The 16,809-nt window shown below is 61.0% G+C and carries 14 protein-coding genes; 12 read left to right on the top strand and 2 right to left on the bottom strand.

Annotated elements, in window-relative coordinates; all coding sequences use genetic code 11:
* Nucleotides 1-176 precede the first annotated feature (176 nt).
* From AC0L17_RS05865 to AC0L17_RS05840, 6 genes are all read left to right on the top strand, one after another.
* The gene (locus AC0L17_RS05865) at nucleotides 177-575 is read left to right on the top strand and encodes a hypothetical protein (protein WP_091592800.1); all 399 of its coding nucleotides are present in this window, start codon (nucleotides 177-179) and stop codon (nucleotides 573-575) included.
* Between the two features lie 142 nt (nucleotides 576-717).
* Entirely contained in the window at nucleotides 718-1,587 is an 870-nt protein-coding gene (gene exoK, locus AC0L17_RS05860) for an endo-1,3-1,4-beta-glycanase ExoK (protein WP_473515201.1), read from the top strand.
* 61 nt (nucleotides 1,588-1,648) lie between these two features.
* Nucleotides 1,649-2,980 (top strand): UDP-glucose dehydrogenase family protein, encoded by a 1,332-nt coding sequence (locus tag AC0L17_RS05855; RefSeq protein WP_023796744.1) that lies wholly within the window; start codon nucleotides 1,649-1,651, stop codon nucleotides 2,978-2,980.
* A gap of 90 nt (nucleotides 2,981-3,070) precedes the next feature.
* The gene (locus tag AC0L17_RS05850; protein WP_473515120.1) at nucleotides 3,071-4,531 is read left to right on the top strand and encodes a GMC oxidoreductase; all 1,461 of its coding nucleotides are present in this window, start codon (nucleotides 3,071-3,073) and stop codon (nucleotides 4,529-4,531) included.
* Complete coding sequence (locus AC0L17_RS05845; RefSeq protein ID WP_023796742.1) at nucleotides 4,528-4,977, top strand: hypothetical protein; 450 nt, start codon at nucleotides 4,528-4,530, stop codon at nucleotides 4,975-4,977. The genes AC0L17_RS05850 and AC0L17_RS05845 overlap by 4 nt, the downstream gene beginning before the upstream one ends.
* Nucleotides 4,978-5,057: 80 nt before the next feature.
* On the top strand, nucleotides 5,058-6,137 hold the full coding sequence (locus tag AC0L17_RS05840; RefSeq protein WP_473515119.1) for a glycosyltransferase: 1,080 nt from the start codon (nucleotides 5,058-5,060) through the stop codon (nucleotides 6,135-6,137).
* A 141-nt stretch (nucleotides 6,138-6,278) separates the two neighbouring features.
* On the opposite strand, the gene AC0L17_RS05835 is transcribed toward AC0L17_RS05840, so the two are convergent.
* Both AC0L17_RS05835 and AC0L17_RS05830 read right to left on the bottom strand, forming a co-directional pair.
* Nucleotides 6,279-7,301, bottom strand: a complete 1,023-nt coding sequence (locus AC0L17_RS05835) for a phosphoribosyltransferase (protein WP_473515118.1) — start codon at nucleotides 7,299-7,301, stop codon at nucleotides 6,279-6,281.
* Between the two features lie 38 nt (nucleotides 7,302-7,339).
* Nucleotides 7,340-8,836, bottom strand: a complete 1,497-nt coding sequence (locus tag AC0L17_RS05830) for a lipopolysaccharide biosynthesis protein (RefSeq protein ID WP_473515117.1) — start codon at nucleotides 8,834-8,836, stop codon at nucleotides 7,340-7,342.
* 191 nt (nucleotides 8,837-9,027) lie between these two features.
* Between AC0L17_RS05830 and AC0L17_RS05825 the strand changes: the two genes are divergently transcribed.
* From AC0L17_RS05825 to AC0L17_RS05800, 6 genes are all read left to right on the top strand, one after another.
* Nucleotides 9,028-10,197, top strand: a complete 1,170-nt coding sequence (locus tag AC0L17_RS05825; RefSeq protein ID WP_473515116.1) for a glycosyltransferase family protein — start codon at nucleotides 9,028-9,030, stop codon at nucleotides 10,195-10,197.
* A 28-nt stretch (nucleotides 10,198-10,225) separates the two neighbouring features.
* A complete protein-coding gene (locus tag AC0L17_RS05820) occupies nucleotides 10,226-11,218 on the top strand; it encodes a glycosyltransferase family 2 protein (protein WP_473515200.1) in 993 nt (330 codons plus the stop codon).
* Nucleotides 11,218-12,168 (top strand): glycosyltransferase family 2 protein, encoded by a 951-nt coding sequence (locus AC0L17_RS05815; protein WP_023796736.1) that lies wholly within the window; start codon nucleotides 11,218-11,220, stop codon nucleotides 12,166-12,168. Before AC0L17_RS05820 ends, AC0L17_RS05815 begins: the two co-directional genes overlap by 1 nt.
* Nucleotides 12,158-13,126: a glycosyltransferase family 2 protein gene (locus AC0L17_RS05810; protein ID WP_091592817.1), complete on the top strand. Its 969-nt coding sequence runs from the start codon at nucleotides 12,158-12,160 to the stop codon at nucleotides 13,124-13,126. The genes AC0L17_RS05815 and AC0L17_RS05810 overlap by 11 nt, the downstream gene beginning before the upstream one ends.
* A gap of 58 nt (nucleotides 13,127-13,184) precedes the next feature.
* Nucleotides 13,185-14,081 (top strand): UTP--glucose-1-phosphate uridylyltransferase, encoded by an 897-nt coding sequence (locus AC0L17_RS05805; protein WP_023796734.1) that lies wholly within the window; start codon nucleotides 13,185-13,187, stop codon nucleotides 14,079-14,081.
* Between the two features lie 259 nt (nucleotides 14,082-14,340).
* On the top strand, nucleotides 14,341-16,722 hold the full coding sequence (locus tag AC0L17_RS05800; RefSeq protein ID WP_473515115.1) for a polysaccharide biosynthesis tyrosine autokinase: 2,382 nt from the start codon (nucleotides 14,341-14,343) through the stop codon (nucleotides 16,720-16,722).
* The last annotated feature ends 87 nt before the right edge of the window (nucleotides 16,723-16,809 follow it).

The raw sequence follows: 16,809 nt of genomic DNA, 5'->3' as shown, positions 1-16,809 counted from the left end.
GTTGCCTACTCGCTTTGGGAATGGCATGTATGTTGCGGTGCAGCAATTCTGATTGGCTGTTTGAATCGGTCGAAAATGTCCGCCTGTCAGAGGAGCTGGACGATGCGACAAGAACTTTTTTGGCCCGGCCGGGCACAAGGGACAGCTTAGGCCGGCTATGACAGGAAACTGAGCGCATGGCCTCGATATTTGGCTTCAGATCAAGGGATCCGGCTCGAGACAGGCAGACCGATATCTCGCGCCTTGACCGCCTGGCAAAGCTGCTTGACCAGATCGCAGCCGAGATCGAGGCGGAGAAAAACGGGCTTGAGAATCGCTACCGGACCAAGGCCACCAACGCCGCCTTCCTGGTCGAGGCGATGGAAAATGGCGCGGCCTCCTCCAGCAGATCCTCCGAGGTCAGCGAACTGACGAAGTCGATCCTGAATTACGAGCGGCGCATCGCGGCGCTCGCCCGCCAGAACGAATTGATGAAGGGTCTCCGGCATTCGCTGGATGCTATCTTCGATGAAAGCGCCCAACCTGGCTCGGCCACCAAGGCCGATTTCGCCAACCCTGCCGCCGGCGCGGGGTGAAATTTCAAAGAGCCTGGCTGGCACTGGGCAAGAAGCAGGCAACCGGGGACGCTACCGGCAGAAGGTCAAGATCAGCTCGTTTCGTCATGGTTTTGAACATCGACTTGGGTTGGGGGGGCGCACAGCACAAGGTGAGTTTGGTATGAACGCGGATTCGAAAAGCACGTCCACCCCAGCAACCGGCGACCGGCCGCTCACGCGCATGATGAGGCAAGGGAAACTGAGGCAGCTATGTTCGGGCGGAGCGTTTCTGCTGGTCGCACTCGGCAGCCTGGTTGCGGGCCCGACCCCTTCCCGTTCGCAGGACATCCCGACTGCGCCATCGTTCGTCGATGATTTCACCAGCTTCGACCGGGCGCGTTGGTACATTGCCGACGGCTGGGCGAACGGCAAGTATCAGAACTGCATCTGGTCCAAAAGACAGGTCAAGCTTTCCAATGGCATGCTGACGCTCGGTTTCGAAAAGCAGAAGGTGAAGGATCGCGACTTTGCCTGCGGCGAGGTCCAATCCAAGCAGCGCTTCGGCTATGGCACCTATGAGGCGCGGATGAAAACCGATTCGGGCTCTGGCATCAACGCCTCCTTCTTCACCTACATCGGCCCAACCGACAAGCAGCCGTGGGATGAAATCGACTTCGAGGTGCTGACCAAGGACACCTCCAAAGTGCAGGTCAACGCCTACATCGCTGGCAAGGGCAATAACGAGAAAGTGGTCGATGTAGCTGGCGGCACCGACAAGGCTTTTAACGATTACGCCTTCGTCTGGGAGAAGGACCGGCTGCGCTGGTACGTCAATGGCGAGCTGGTGAACACGATCACCGATCCGGCAAAGCTGCCCAGCCATGCGCAAAAGATATTTTTTAGCCTCTGGGGCAGCAACACGATGAAGGAATGGCTCGGGCCGTTTTCGGATCCGGGTCGCAAGCTTACCTTGCAAGTGGATCGCATCGCATTCACGGCGCTCGGCCAGCCATGCCAGTTTCCGGAATCGCTGGCATGCAGCATTAAGTAGAGACCAATCTGAACCGGCCGGGCCGAAAGCGCTCCGAAGTCTTGAACAGGAATGAAATCAAATGAATTTGACGGTCTTTGGAATCGGCTATGTCGGTCTGGTGCAGGCGGCGGTGCTTGCCGAAGTCGGCCATCAGGTATTATGCGTCGACATCGACGTGAAAAAGGTGGAGCGGCTCAATCAGGGCCTCATTCCGATTTTCGAGCCCGGGCTCGAAAACCTCGTCAAGGAGAACCATGCGGCCGGCCGCATCAAGTTCACCACCGACGCCGCGGCCGCCGTCAAGCATGGCCAGATCCAGATGATCGCTGTCGGCACGCCTCCGGGCGAGGATGGTTCGGCCGACCTCAAATATGTGCTGGCCGTTGCCGAGGCCATCGGCCGGGAGATGGATGCGCCCAAGATCGTCGTCGGCAAGTCGACCGTGCCGGTCGGCACCTGCGAAAAGATTAAGGCCAGGATCGCCGTGACGCTGAAGGCGCGGGGCCGCGAGGATCTTACTTTCGACGTCGCCTCCAATCCGGAATTCCTCAAGGAAGGCTCCGCGGTGGCCGACTGCATGAAGCCCGACCGCATTATCGTCGGCACCGGCAGCGAGGACACCGAGGCGGTGATGCGTGAGCTTTACGCCCCATTCAACCGCAACCACGAGAAGATGATCGTGATGGATGTGCGCAGCGCCGAGTTCACCAAATACGCGGCCAATTGCATGCTGGCGACCAAGATCAGCTTCATGAACGAAATGGCCAATCTGGCCGAGGAACTCGGCGCCGACATCGAGGAGGTCCGCAAGGGCATCGGCAGCGATCCGCGCATTGGCTACCACTTCATCTATCCGGGCCTCGGTTATGGCGGCTCGTGCTTCCCCAAGGATGTGCGCGCCCTGATCAAGACCGCCGAAGGCGTCAAATTCGATGCCAAGCTGCTGCGCGCCGTCGAGGAACGCAACAACGAACAGAAATCGGTCCTGTTCGATAAGGTGAACCGCTGTTTCAACGGCAATCTGAAGGGCAAGACTTTTGCGCTGTGGGGCCTGGCGTTCAAGCCCAATACCGACGACATGCGTGAGGCGCCGGCTCGGGTCTTGATGGAAGCGCTCTGGAAGGCCGGTGCCAAAGTGCAGGCTTACGATCCCGAGGCGATGCAGGAATGCCAGGCCGTCTACGGACTGCGCGAGGATCTGCTCTTGTGCGGGACCAAGGAGGCAGCGCTGCGTGGCGCCGATGCGCTCATGATCGCCACCGAGTGGAAGAATTTTAAGGCACCGTCGTTCGACGCGATCAAGGATGCGCTGTCCACGCCGATCATCTTCGACGGTCGAAACCTCTACGACCCCAAGGTCATCGCTCGCTACGGCATCGAATATCACTCGATCGGCAGGATGGCGGCGTGAGATCAGGCGGGACAGGCCGGTGGCTAGGACATCAAGGACGATCGCGAAGGCTTCGATGAACGCGCTCGTGTCAACAAGGGGTCTTCTCTGATGGTGCTGGGCATCAGGCCGGAACAGATCGCCAACGAGCATTTCGATCTTGTCGCAGTCGGTTCCGGTTTCGGTTCGGCCTTCTTCCTGCATGCGTTCGCCAAGCAGCGAAAGGCACGCATTCTGGTTCTGGAATGGGGCGGGCACAACACGCATGAATGGCAGCTCGAGCAGAACGTCAACACCGACATCGAGGACAAGACCACCTACAAGACCAACTCTGACAAGCCGTGGAATTACACCATCGGATTGGGTGGCGGAACGAATTGCTGGTTCGCCCAGACGCCGCGCTTTCACCCGAACGACTTCAGGCTGAAAAGCCTCTACGGCGTCGGTAACGACTGGCCGATCAGCTATGACGAGCTCGAGCCGTTTTACTGCGATGCAGAGGACGTCATGTCGATTTCAGGCGACCCCGACATGGCGGCGATGATGCCGCGTTCCAGGCCATTTCCCCAGCCACCGCATCACATGTCGACGCCGGACCGGATGATGAAAGCGGCGCAGCCGGACCAGCATTTTGTCATGCCGACAGCCCGCGCGCGCGTGCCGACCGCGCAACGGTCTTCTTGCTGCGCCAACTTGCGGTGCGGATTATGCCCGGTCGATGCCAAATTCACCGCCAACAATGGCCTGATGCACGTCTTCGAGCATCCCGACGTTTCGGTCTGCCTTGGCGCTGAAGTGCGCCGGCTCGACCATATCGGCGGTTCAGTCCGTTCGGTCGCATTCGTGCATGAGGGCAAGGAATATTCGGTCAGCGGCGATCTTTTCATACTGGGCGCCAATGCCATCCAGAGCCCGGCGATCATGTTGCGGTCCGGCCTGTCGGGCGAATTCGTCGGGCGCGGCCTGCACGAATCCTACGGATGGAATTTCGAAGCCTATCTCGACGGTGTCGATAATTTCGACGGAAGCACCATCACCACCGGCTTGAATTTCGGCCTTTATGACGGCGCTCACAGATCGGACCATGCTGCGGCGCTGGTCTATTTCGAAAACCGCTGGCAGCACGGGATGCGCCCTGAAAAGGGACGTGTCCGTCAGACGCTTCCCATCATCATTGTTACCGAAGACCTGCTCGACCCGGAAAATCTCGTGATTCTCGACGAGGATGAAAACGCCTTCGTCAGTTTCGCGGGAGCATCCGACTATGCGGTCAAGGGCATGGCGCGGGCAAAGCAGAAATTGGCGGCGCTTCTGGCCCCGCTGCCGGTCGAAGAGATCTTCGATCGCGGCATCCGGCGCACCGAGTCGCATGTCCAGGGCACGTTGCGGATGGGCTCGAGCCCGGCGGATTCGGTGGTCGATCGGGACATGATCCACCATCAGCTCAGGAACCTGGTTGTCGTCGGCTCGAGCACATATACAAGCTGTTCCTGCGCCAACCCGAGCCTGACGGCGGCAGCCCTCTCCCTGCGGGCGGCGAGCCGGATAGCAGGAAAGGAAATGGCCGGATGACCAAGGTTTCGCGACGCGCGGCACTGGCCATCATGGCTGGCGGAGTTGCTTCGACCGGCATCGCCTACGCCACCGTTTCCTCGCTTTCGGACGAAGACCTGGTGCGCGTCACGCTCGAAAGATATTTCGGCAGGCTGAACATGCGCATCGAACATTTGCAGCAGTTCGTCCTGGAATTCCAGAAGCGGAACCCCTGGATATTTCCAAACACAAAGCTGGGCGATGCTGTCACTGTGCTTGAGGCGCTGAAATTGGGCGCCGCACGCCGGTTTCTGCCCGAACAGAAAAAACAGGACCTGAGGCATTTCGACCGCTGGGTCATTGCCGAGTTCCATATGCTGACCGACTACGCCCGGCGCAGTTCGCCAGCCGACCCGGTCCGGTTCACCGGATGGCAGCCGTGTACCAATCCGTTCGCCAATTTGGAGACGCAGCAGGATGCTTGAAGCGGTTCGCAAGCCAGCATCCGAAAATAAGCCGTGCGTCATTGCCCGTAAACTTGAGAATGCGACAAGGAGCCGAAACCATGAAAGTGCTTTTTGCAGGCGGTAACGGTTACACGCCCCAGTTCAGCGGCGGTGTCCAGTCCAGCACCCATCACCTTGCCGAACAGTTGCGCGAGCACGGGCATGAGGCTTCGGTGCTCGCCGCCCTGTTCGGCCAGGGCGTCTTCGGCTACAAGGCGCGCGCCAAGATGAAACTTTTGAGGCAGCGCGCTGTCATCGACAGCTTTCCGGGCTATCCGGTCGTGCGCGCCTGGTTTCCCTGGGAGGCGGCGGGTTTCGCCGTCGAAAAGCTGAGGCCGGATGTCGCCGTGGTCCAGTGCCACAAGTCGGTTCCGATCGGCAAGGCGCTGCAGGCCGAAGGCGTGCCGCTGGTCGTCTATCTCAGGAATGTCGAGTTCCACGAATTGGGCGGCGATCTGCGCGAGCTGCATTCGGCGCTCTACATAGCCAATTCCGAGTTCACGGCGCGCACCTACAAGGCAAAATTCGATATCGATTCGACGGTTATACCGCCGACCATCAATCCCGCGCTCTACCGCACGCCGACGACGGGCGAGTTTGTCACGCTGATCAACCCCTATGAGGAAAAAGGTTTCGAGCTTGCGGTGCGCATCGCCGCCGCCTGCTCTGAAATCCCGTTCCTGTTCGTCGAAAGCTGGAAGCTTGACGATGATCATCGGGCCCGGATCGAGCAGACGATCGCGCCGCTCGGCAACGTCACCCTGGAGAGCCGGACCAACGACATGAAGACGGTCTACGGCCGCACGAAAATCCTGCTGGCTCCCAGCAAATGGGAAGAGGCCTGGGGTCGGGTGGCGTCGGAAGCCCATTGCAGCGGCATTCCAGTCGTCGGCTCGCGTCGTGGCGGCCTGCCCGAAGCGATCGGCTCCGGTGGCGTGGTGCTGGATTACGATGCCCCACTCGCCGACTGGGTGGCAGCGGTCAGGCGTCTGTGGACCGACAGCCTGGAATATGGGCGGCTTTCAGCGGCGGCGCGTGCATTCTCCGAGCGCCCGGAACTCGATCCGGCGGGTCAATTCGCGACCTTCTTCTCGATGCTGGAGAGGGCGACACAACAGCCTTCGCGGCAAGCCGCCTAACCCATGTCGCGCAAAAGCATTCCCTCGGGCCTGACCCTGGGCGGCCTGACCCGAGGGTGCGTAGCGGTTTTGCGATAACGACTGCATAAAACAAAACAAAAGCGCGCGTCGCGTGACGCGCTTTAAGTCCCGAAACCAGGTTCAAGCCGGTCGTTTGACCCGGCTTTTGAGCGTCTCGTAACCGCGTTCGCCAAGCAGCGTGCGCGCGACGGTCTTGATTGCCGTCTTGCGCCCGTCAGGCGAACTGATCTGCCTTAAGCTGCCCGGAAGGTTGCGCGCCGCCTGTCCAAGTGCCGGAAGTGACAGCGTGTCAGGATAAATTACCAGATGCGTTTCAACGCACAGCACCGGCTTGCCGGAAAGCTCGGCGATCTTGAGGGCCTGCTGGTGCTCGCTTTCGATGAACAGGATGGCATCGGATTTGCGGTAGAAATCGGCTTTGAAACTGCCATGCACGCCAAGCCGTTGCCGTTCAGCCTTGCTCGGCAGGTCAAGCATGATCAGCTTGTCGTATTCTATGCCGTGCTTTGCCAGCCATGCTTCGGTAAGCGTGCGGTATTTCTCGAGCCGGCTGGTGACGAGCCAGCCGATCTTGCGGGTCGGGCCAAACAGAGGCAGCGCTTCGCCCAGGAATTTCTCATAGGCGGGGCCGTCGTCATTCTCTGCTTCGGTCGGGTCCAGGCAAAGCACGCCGTCAATGTCGACGCAGCTTTGCGCGAGGAATTTGTGGTGCATGAAGTTCCATTGGAACATCCTTGGATGCGGCACGACCTCGAGGACGATGTCGGTTTCCTCGTGTTGGGGCAGCAGGCCGAACACCGCGGCAAAGGTGAAGTCCGCCTTGATGCCGGCGGCCTCTACCCGGCTGCGCGCCTCTCTCATGGCAGCGCCGCCGCTGACGCTGTCGTCGATCACCAGGACCTTGCGCATATCGGTCGCCTGGCGGTCGAGCGCGGCGCGCCGTTTGGTGACGCCCGAAGTATAGATCTTACCGGCCAGGAAACTATCCAGGTCGGTCATCGGAATGTTCGCCGTCAGGCTGAGCAGGGTGGCGGCGAGAATGCCGCTTCGCGGGACCCCGACCACCAGGTCGATATCGCGCGGCAACCGGTGAAGGTTCCTGACAATCGCGTCATTCATGTCGGAGATCGATCGGTAGTGCATGGGATCAGACCTGGTCCTCGTATGGGTGTCCGTGCAAGTTACTTCGCCTCGCTTGGCGCTGCCTTAGGCGCCCGTGCCGGCAGCAGTTTTAGGGCCTCCCGCAACGCCTCGCGGCCGGAAGCAAACGCCAGCGCGGTCATGACCGTGATCATGTACGACAGCGCCACCGCGCTCGCCATCGCGACGATGTGCTGTTGCGGCAGCAACGGCTTGGCGAACCAGATCGCGGCAAGCGCCAGATGCGCGCCAAGCACGAAGGGCGTTGCCGCGCGAAGCATATGGCTTGCCCGCAGCGGCCCGGTCTTTCCGATATACAGCCACAGAAAAGGCGTTCTGAGATACTCGCTGACCGCATAGGCGATCGCCACGCCCAGCGCGCCATAGGGCAGGCCGATCAGGAAGGCCAGCACCGACGTCAAGGCTGTTATGATGCCCCAGCGCATGAAATCGCCCGAGCGGCCCTGGCTGATGAAAAGCCATCCCGCCGGGTTGTTGAGCGGCTGCAGCAGACCGGCAAAACCGAGCGCCAGGAAGATGCTGGAACTCTGCCGCCACTGCTCGCCGAGCACGAACGGTATCAGCACGTCGGCCATGGCGATGGCGAAGGCGACACCCGGAAGTGCGACCAGCAATATCAGCGGCATGACGCGAAGATAAGCGCTGCGGTAGCGATTCGGCTCGTCCTTCAGCCTGGAAAGAGCCGGCACCATGACCTTCGACAGCGGATTGGTGATCTGGCTCAACGGAAACAGGAGCAGCTTGTAGGCGCGGTCATAGAGTCCAAGCTGCGCTTCGCCCCAGTATTTTCCGATCAGCACATTGTCGAGATTTCGGGCAAAGAAGTTGGCGAAGTTGAACCCGGTGATGCCGGCGCCGAAATTGATCAGCTCGCTGATGCCGTTGACCTTGCGCGGCAGGCTGGGGCGCCATCGCGAGTTTGCCCAGTAGCAAAGCGTGGGCACTACGGCTGCTGTCAGGGTGCCGGCAAAAAGCGCCCAGTAGGAACGGTCGATGAAAGTCCAGGCGATCGATACGGCAAGGCCGGCAATGGCGCTTGCGACGTCGATGATGGCCAAGCGGGCGAACTGCATTCGGCGTGTCAACAGCGCCAGATGCTGGGCGCCCAGCCCATAGGCTATGATCTGCAGCCCGAGTGCTGCCACCAGACCAGACACCCGCGGTTCGCCATAGAAGGCGGCGACCAGAGGCGCCGCGCCGGCAAGCACGCAGGCGAGCAATGCGCTAACCGCGACATTGACCCAGAAGAGGTAATTGACCTCTTCATGCTTGATTCCGCTTTTCTGAACCGTCGCCTGGGTCAGGCCGAAATCCTGGAACAGCGCGATGAACGCCAGCACAGGCGCGCACATCGCCACGACGCCGAAGTCCTGCGGCGAGAGCAGGCGCGACAGCACGATGACGGAGACGATCTGCGTCGCAACCCGCACCGATTGCGCCAAAGCCGTGATGATAGCGCCGCGTCCGACTGATCTGCGGAGAGAGCCCTCTGGCGGGTCGAATGCATTGGCTTGCAAATTCAGGGTCCCTGATTTTCGTGCCGGTCCCGGAGTCCCGACCCATGCCCGATGCCACCATCAAACTACGGCAATAATATTGCAGCGCAACAAAAAACATTGATTTTTGCTACGCTGCACCAAAAATGTTGCGATGCAGCACGAGCTGTACTAGGATTCTTTCGGGCGGGCCAACAGCGGTCGAGTTTTTCATGCTGCATGTCTTGTACTTGGTGCACGACGTCTCCGATCCGGCAGTGCGCCGGCGGATCATAATGCTCAAGGCAGGCGGTGCCCAGGTCACACTGGCAGGCTTTCGCCGGTCAGCAAGCCCGATCGCCGAGGTCGAGGGCTTGCATCCGATCGATCTTGGCGCAACGCGCGATGGGCGATTCGCCCAGCGGCTGGCAGCGGTCACCCAGGCGGCGGTTTCGATCAGGTCGAAACTCGGTTCGATGCCAAGACCCGACCTCATCATCGCGCGCAATCTGGAAATGCTGGCGCTTGCCCGGCGTGCCAAATCGGCATTCCAGGCAACCGTGCCGATCGTCTATGAGTGTCTCGACATCCATCGCCTGATGCTTCGCGACGATTTTCTGGGCAAGGCGATGCGCGGCGCGGAGCGCTATCTGGCCAGGGATGTAAAGCTGCTGGTCACCAGTTCGCCGGCCTTCATCGCAAACTATTTCAAGCCGTTCGGGCAGATTGCCGCGCCGGTCGAACTGCTCGAAAACAAATATTTCGAGCCTGCCGCGGTTTCGCTGAATGATCGCACGGCGGCGGAGCCCGTCGCTCCGCCTTGGCGGATCGGCTGGTTCGGCGCGCTCCGATGCCGCCGCTCCCTGGAACTGCTGGCCGAATTTTCCCGGCGACTTGAGGGCCGCTTCGAAATCATCCTCAGGGGCCGTCCGGCGCTTTCCGAATTTCCGGATTTCCACGGTTTCGTCGAATCTGAGCCCTGGCTCTCGTTTGGCGGACCCTATCGGAATCCCGAAGATATGGCGACGATCTACCGTGAGGTTCATTTTTCCTGGGCCATCGATTTTTTCGAGCAGGGGCTGAATTCTGAATGGCTGCTGCCCAACCGCCTCTACGAGGGCTGCCGCTTCGGCGCCGTGCCGATCTCGATGGGCCACACCGAAACCGGCCGGTTCCTCGACCAGCAGGGAATCGGTGTTCTCTTGCCTCAAGCAACTCCCGAGGCACTCGAGGCTGCCTTGGGCGAGTTGGAGGAGCATCGTTTCGGGAAATTGCGGGCGCGTGTTCTTGCCCGCAATCCGCGAACCTGGAGCCACGATCGCAGCGATTGCCGGGCGCTCGTCGAGAAGCTTCGCGGGTTGACGGTCGCGCCCGGTTCATATGCTGCCGAGGCACTGGCTTAGGATGGCTAGGGAAGGACATGGGCCGATGATGCAGACCGAAATGCCGTCCAACCTGATCGTGATTCCGTGCCTGAACGAAGCGGCTCACATCGGTGCGCTTGTTCACGAGCTTCGACCGGCCGCCGAAAGGCTCGGCGCCCGGATCATCGTTGCCGATGGCGGTAGCACGGACGGCACCAGGGCGATCGTCGAGGAGATCGCCAGGAAGGATCCTAGGATCATCCTTCTTGAGAATGAAAAGCGCCTCCAGAGCGCGGCGATCAATCTCGCCATCGCCAGGTACGGCGATGGGGCTGAATATTTCATTCGCATCGACGCGCATGGCGGCTACCCTCCGGATTATTGCGATCGGCTGATCGAAGAGGCGCTGGCCACCGGCGCCGATTCGGTCGTCGTCTCGATGCTGACCAGCGGCAGCGGCACAGTGCAGAACGCGGTTGCGGCTGCACAGAATTCCAAGCTCGGCACGGGCGGCTCCAAGCACCGGCATCTCTCGGCGGGAGAGTGGGTCGACCACGGTCACCATGCGCTGATGCGGATTTCGGCGTTCAAGGCGGTGGGCGGCTATGACGAGACGTTCAGCCACAACGAGGATGCGGAGTTCGACTACCGGCTGCGCAAGGCCGGCTACCGGATCTGGATGAGCGGCAAGACGCAAATGATCTATTACCCGCGCTCGTCGCTCGCCGGCCTCTATTTCCAGTATCTCGGCTATGGCCGCGGCCGGGCAAAGAACGTTCTCAAGCACCGCATGATACCGAAGGTCCGGCAGATGGTGCCGCTCCTGGTGTTCCCTGTCGTCCTTCTATCTGCCTTTTTCTTCGTGCATTGGCTGGCAGTCATGCCGATTCTGGTGTGGGCGTCGGTTTGTCTCGGCTATGGCGTGTGGATTGCGATCAGCCAGCGCAATCCGGACAGCGCCCTTGCCGGGATTTCGGCGATGGTCATGCATTTCGGCTGGTCCGTCGGTTTCTGGCTGCAACTGCTTGGACCGCGATTGCAACGTAGAAGGGTGGCGTGATGGGTGTGGCCGAAAAAAACCGCAGCGTCGACGTCTGCGTCTGCACGTTCAGGCGGCCGGAGCTTGCCGACACGCTTCGCTCGGTAGCCGCCCTGGACGTGCCTTCGGGATTCGACATCCGCGTTATCGTCGCCGACAATGATGACGGGCCAACGGCCGAACTGCTGGTGGCGACGCTGGCGGAGACGCTGAAGCTGCCGATCAGCTATCGTCATTGCCCGGCACGCAACATCTCAATCGCCCGCAATGCTTGCCTCGACGCCAGCACGGCGGATTTCGTCGCCTTCCTCGACGATGACGAAACGGCATCCTCGAGATGGCTTGTCGAACTGGTTGCGACGGCGGACTTGAGTGGCGCTGCCGCCGTGCTCGGGCCAGTGCGGGCGCGCTATCGGCCGGATGCGCCCAACTGGATGCGCCGCGGCGATTTTCACTCCACCTTGCCCGTCTGGGTGGGCGGCGAGATCCGCACCGGCTACACCTGCAACGTCCTGCTCAGGATGGGCGCCGACAGCCTCCGCGGCCGGCGATTCAGCTTGGCGCGTGGTCAGACCGGTGGCGAGGACACCGAATTCTTCGACCATATGGTCAAGGCCGGCGGTCGCATCGCCTTTTCGCCGCAGGCCTGGGTCGATGAAGTGGTGCCGCGCGCCAGGGCGGCTTTCGACTGGCTCCGTCGCCGCCGGTTCCGCGTCGGGCAGACGCATGGGCACCTGCTGGGGCGCGACGCGCATGGCCTCGCGTTGGTCAGGCAAGTCGGCCTCGCCTCGGCAAAGGCGGTTTTTTGTTTCGCATCGGCAATCCCGGTCGCCATCAGTCCCGTGCGCAGGAACCGCAGCGTGCTTCGCGGCATCATGCATGTCGGCGTCGTCAGCGGTCTTGTCGGCGTGCGTGAAATCCGCCAATACGGCCTGCCCTCGCCGCAGGAAGGGGGCAAGCGTGCAGCCTGACGTCACCTTTGTCATTGCCGCCTACAATTCGGAGCTGACCATCGAGCGGGCGATCGCCAGCGCCATCGCCCAGCGCGATGTGAGCGTGGAGGTGATCGTCGTCGACGACCAGTCGCGCGACCGGACGCTCGATCTGGCGCGATCCTACCCCGAAGACATCGTCCGCGTCGTCGCACTTGAGCAAAACCGCGGTCCAGGCGGCGCCAGGAATGTCGGCCTTGAGCTTGCCCGCGGCAGGTGGGTGGCGGTCCTTGATTCCGACGACGCGGTCTATCCCGGGCGGATCTGCACCATGATTGACCGCGCCGAGAAAGCGGGCGCCGCGATCGCAGTCGACAATCTCCAGGTGGTTCGCGAGGACGGTGTTGCCGAAGAGACGATGTTCCCGGCCGACTATCTCGAGGGTTTGAGCGAAATCTCGCTGGCGGACTATATTGCCGGCAATGTGGTCTTCGAATCCAGGTTCAATCTCGGCTATCTCAAACCGATCTTCCAGCGCCGGTTTCTGAACGAAAACGGGCTTCGCTATGACGAAAGCCTGATCATCGGCGAGGACTACATCCTGCTGGCCAGTGCTCTGGCCAAGGGTGGCAAGTGCGTGGTCGAGCCGACGACCGGCTATGTCTACCATATCCGGACCGGCTCCATTTCCCGCGTGCTCGAACTTCATCACGTCGAGTCGATGCGTAAGGCCGATCTCGTTTTCGCCAGAGCCCATTCGATGGACGCAAAGGCCGCAGCCGCTTTCGCAAGGCGCACGCGCAGCCTGCGCAAGGCGGCGTCGTTCCTTTCTCTGGTCCAGCACATCAAGGCGCGATCCCCACTCAAGGCGGTGTGGACGGCGCTCAGCGATCCGGCGGCGGTTTGGCATATGGGCATGCCGATCGCCGTTCGGCTGCGAAGGTTGGCGGCGCAATTTGCCGTGGGTGCGGGGGAGGTGAAAGGTGCAGGCAGCTGAAAAATAGTTTTCGCGGCCTGCGACAGGTTGAAGTCGATCTCCTCAGAAGGAATATGCAATGAAAAAAGTCAGGAAGGCAGTCATACCGGTAGCGGGGCTTGGAACGCGATTCCTGCCGGCGACCAAGTCGATGCCGAAGGAAATGCTGCCGGTCGTCGACAGGCCTGTCGTGCAATATGCGGTGGACGAGGCGTTCGAAGCCGGCATCGAGCACATTGTCTTCGTGACGGGCCGAAACAAGGCGGTCATCGAGGATTATTTCGACCTGCATCCAGAATTGATCGGAACTTTGGAGCAGACCGGCAAGACGGCGCAGCTTCAGGCGTTGGAAAGCCTGCTTCCCGTGGCTGGTGCGACGAGCTTCATCCGGCAGCAGTCACCCCAAGGTCTCGGCCATGCGGTATGGTGCGCCCGGGAAGTCATCGGCGATGAGCCCTTCGCATTGCTGTTACCGGACATGGTGTCCTTCGGCGGTCGCGGATGTCTCGCTGAAATTGCGGACCTCTATGCGCAGACCGGCGGAAACGTCATCGCCGTCGAGCGCTGCGACCCGACCGAGACCAGCAAATACGGCATCGTCGGCTGCGGCGCCGATGTCGGCTCGGGCTTCGAAGTCACCGCCATGGTCGAAAAGCCGGCTCCGGCGAATGCGCCGTCGAACTACTACATCAACGGCCGCTATATCCTGCAGCCTGAAATATTCGGGCTGCTCGGCAATCAGCAGCGCGGCGCCGGCAATGAGATCCAACTGACCGACGCCATGGTCCGCCTTGCGCAAAGCCAGGCTTTCTTCGCGCAGCCCTTCAACGGCCGGATGTTCGATTGTGGCTCGAAGGAAGGGTTCATCCAGGCCAATGTCGCCTTCGCGCTGGCGCGCGACGACATGAAGGGACCGATCTTCGAGATGCTTCAGGAGTTCGTCCGGTTGCATGAGCGCCGGGTGGAAGCCGCATAAAGCCCATTTTTTGGGAGCAAGCATATGAATGGTGACGCAAGACATGCCGATATGTTTGACTGCCCAGGTCTCGCGGTGGCTGGCATGAAGCTTGCGTTGGGCATATGCTGATGCTCCCGCTCTAGCGCCTGCAAACGAGAGCAGCGGACCCGAGTGGAGACAGGGTTTGGGAAAATCCGAGGCTCAAAAAAAAATAGAGCGGCGGCGCGTTCGACTTGAGAGACCGCCGCTCTAGATGCAAACTTGAATTGGACCGAAGATGAATTATGCCAATTTTCCTCTCGACAAGAGGAAACCATTGCCGAGTTCGGACCCAGTCAGCGCCGACGATTTTATCGATGTCGAGCGCCTGCTCGGCATGGCAGCAAGGCAGGCAAAGGTGGTTGCGGCATGCGCTGCCATCGGTCTTTTTCTGGGCGTGCTCTATTTGCAGACCACGCCTCCCACCTACATGGCGACGAGCCGTGTGCTGATCGACGAAGGGTTGAACAAGGTCGTCGACGAGGTCTCGGCGGCGTCGGTCAGCATGCAGACCGACTCCGCCATTCTGAGCCAGATCGAAATACTCCACTCGGCGAGACTCGCGGCGGTAGTCGTCGACAAGCAGAAACTCGATCAGAACGACGCTTTCATGGACCCTCCGACGTCGGCCGTGTCGAAGGCTGCCGGTTTTGTGCGCGGCGTGGTCCGGTATTTCCGTCCCAATCCCGCCGTGGGTACGGCCGACGTTACTCAGCTTGACCCGGCGACGCGTGACGCGATGATTGCCTCGTCACGGCGCGATTACGCAATCCTCAAACTGCAGGACGAGGTGCAAGCCGAGCGCATCGGTCGAAGCTATGTGATCTCCATCGCCTACCAGGCGACGGACCCCGCACTTGCGACCGCGGTCACCAAAGCCTATGCCGACGCCTATCTCGCCGATCAGCTCGATGCGAGCTTCGATGCGACCGAGCGGGCGGCGGTCTGGCTGCAAGGTCGGCTGACGGAGCTTCGCGAAAGTTCCCAGGGAGCGGCGCTCGCCGTCGAGAAGTTCAGGGCCGAACATGGGCTGGCCGTCGATGACGGCCAGTTGATCAGTGACAAGCAACTGTCGGACCTCAATGGCCAGCTCATTGAGGCGCAGGCCGATACCGCCCGCGCCAGCGCCCGCTACCAGCAATACAAGTCGATCGTCGAAAGCGGTTCGGACAACGCATTCAGGGACGCCGCGATATCCGCCGACCAGCCGAGCAACTCGATCATTTCAACGCTCAAGACCCGCTATCTCACTGTCGCCAAGCGGCAGCAGGATATCGAAGCCAATTTCGGGGCTGAGCATCCCCAGGCGGTCGCACTTGCCAAGGAAAGGGCCGACATATCGGCGCAGATATTCGGCGAACTGAAGCAATTGACCGAAAGCTACCGCAACGAATACGAAGTCGCTCTCGCGCGCGAGACGGCGCTCCGTGCAAATGTCGCGTTAGCGGCTGGCAAGAGTTCCATCGACAACCAGTCGCAGGTCAAGCTGCGCGAACTGGAGCAGAAGGCAACGGCGCTCTCGACGCTCTATCAAACGTTCCTTGGCCGCTACGAGGAAGCCTCCCAGCAGCAATCCTTCCCGGTCGGCAAGATCCGCGTCATCTCGGACGCGACGCTGCCGAAGTCCGCGGCAACCCCGCGCACGTCCATAGTGCTGGGACTTTCGCTCGTGCTTGGCGTGATGTTGGGAGCCGGGGTTGGTGGCCTGAATGAGTTCAGGGAGCGGTTCTTCAGGACCGGCGAAGACGTTCGCGATCGCGTCGGCCTCAAATTCCTCGGCTACCTGCCGATCATTGGCAGCAAGGTCGCCAAGGACGATAAGCGCGATGACGGTCAGGCGGATATCAAAACCGCCCCATCACCGTCGGCGGCTGAAAGACGCGCGCGCATGCGGGTGAGCATCGACGCCCCGGCATCGATGTTTTCCGAGACGCTGCGCAGCGCCAAGATTGCCTTCGACGTGGTGATGGAAGGGCAAGGCAGCCGGGTCATTGGCGTGATCTCGGTCCTTCCCGGCGAGGGCAAGTCGACCGTGGCGGCGAATCTGGCCGGATTGCTTGCCGCCAACGGGTCGAAGACGCTGCTGGTGGACGGCGACCTGCGTAACCCCGGCCTCAGCCGCAGCCTTGGCATGGAGGCCGAGCAAGGCCTGATGGAAGCGGTGGTGAGCGGGCAGACCTGGCAGTCCGTCGGCAAGATCGACCGGCAGACCAAGCTGGCGATCGTCCCCGCCGTGCCGCGCGGTCATTTCTCGCACACAAGCGAGCTTCTGTCGTCGGCCGGGATGCGGCGTTTCATCGACAATGCCAAGGAGACCTTCCAGTACATCATCGTCGATCTGCCGCCGCTCGGCCCAGTGGTCGATGCCAAGGCCTTTGCTCCGCTTGCCGACGGCTTCGTGCTCGTGACCGAGTGGGGGCGCACGCCGCGTGCGATGGTGCAATCCATATTGAGTTCGGAATCCTATATCGCCAACAAGATCGTCGGCGTGGTCCTCAACAAGGTCGATTTGAAGAAGCTGGCGAAGTACGGATCGATCGGCGGCTCGGAAAAATTCTTCGACAGATATTCGTCATACTATCTGGAGAAGTCGGAAGCGCGGACGAAGGTGAACAGCTGAGGCCGGTCTGTAGGACCGATATTGAGCAGATCGTCATCTTCCGCCCACGCCGATACCGGGCCCGGGGAGCGAAGACGAATGCCCCTC

The organism is Mesorhizobium sp. WSM4829 (assembly GCF_055811475.1).
Note: the sequence above shows the minus strand (reverse complement) of the source record. Positions and strands in the feature narration are given on the sequence as shown.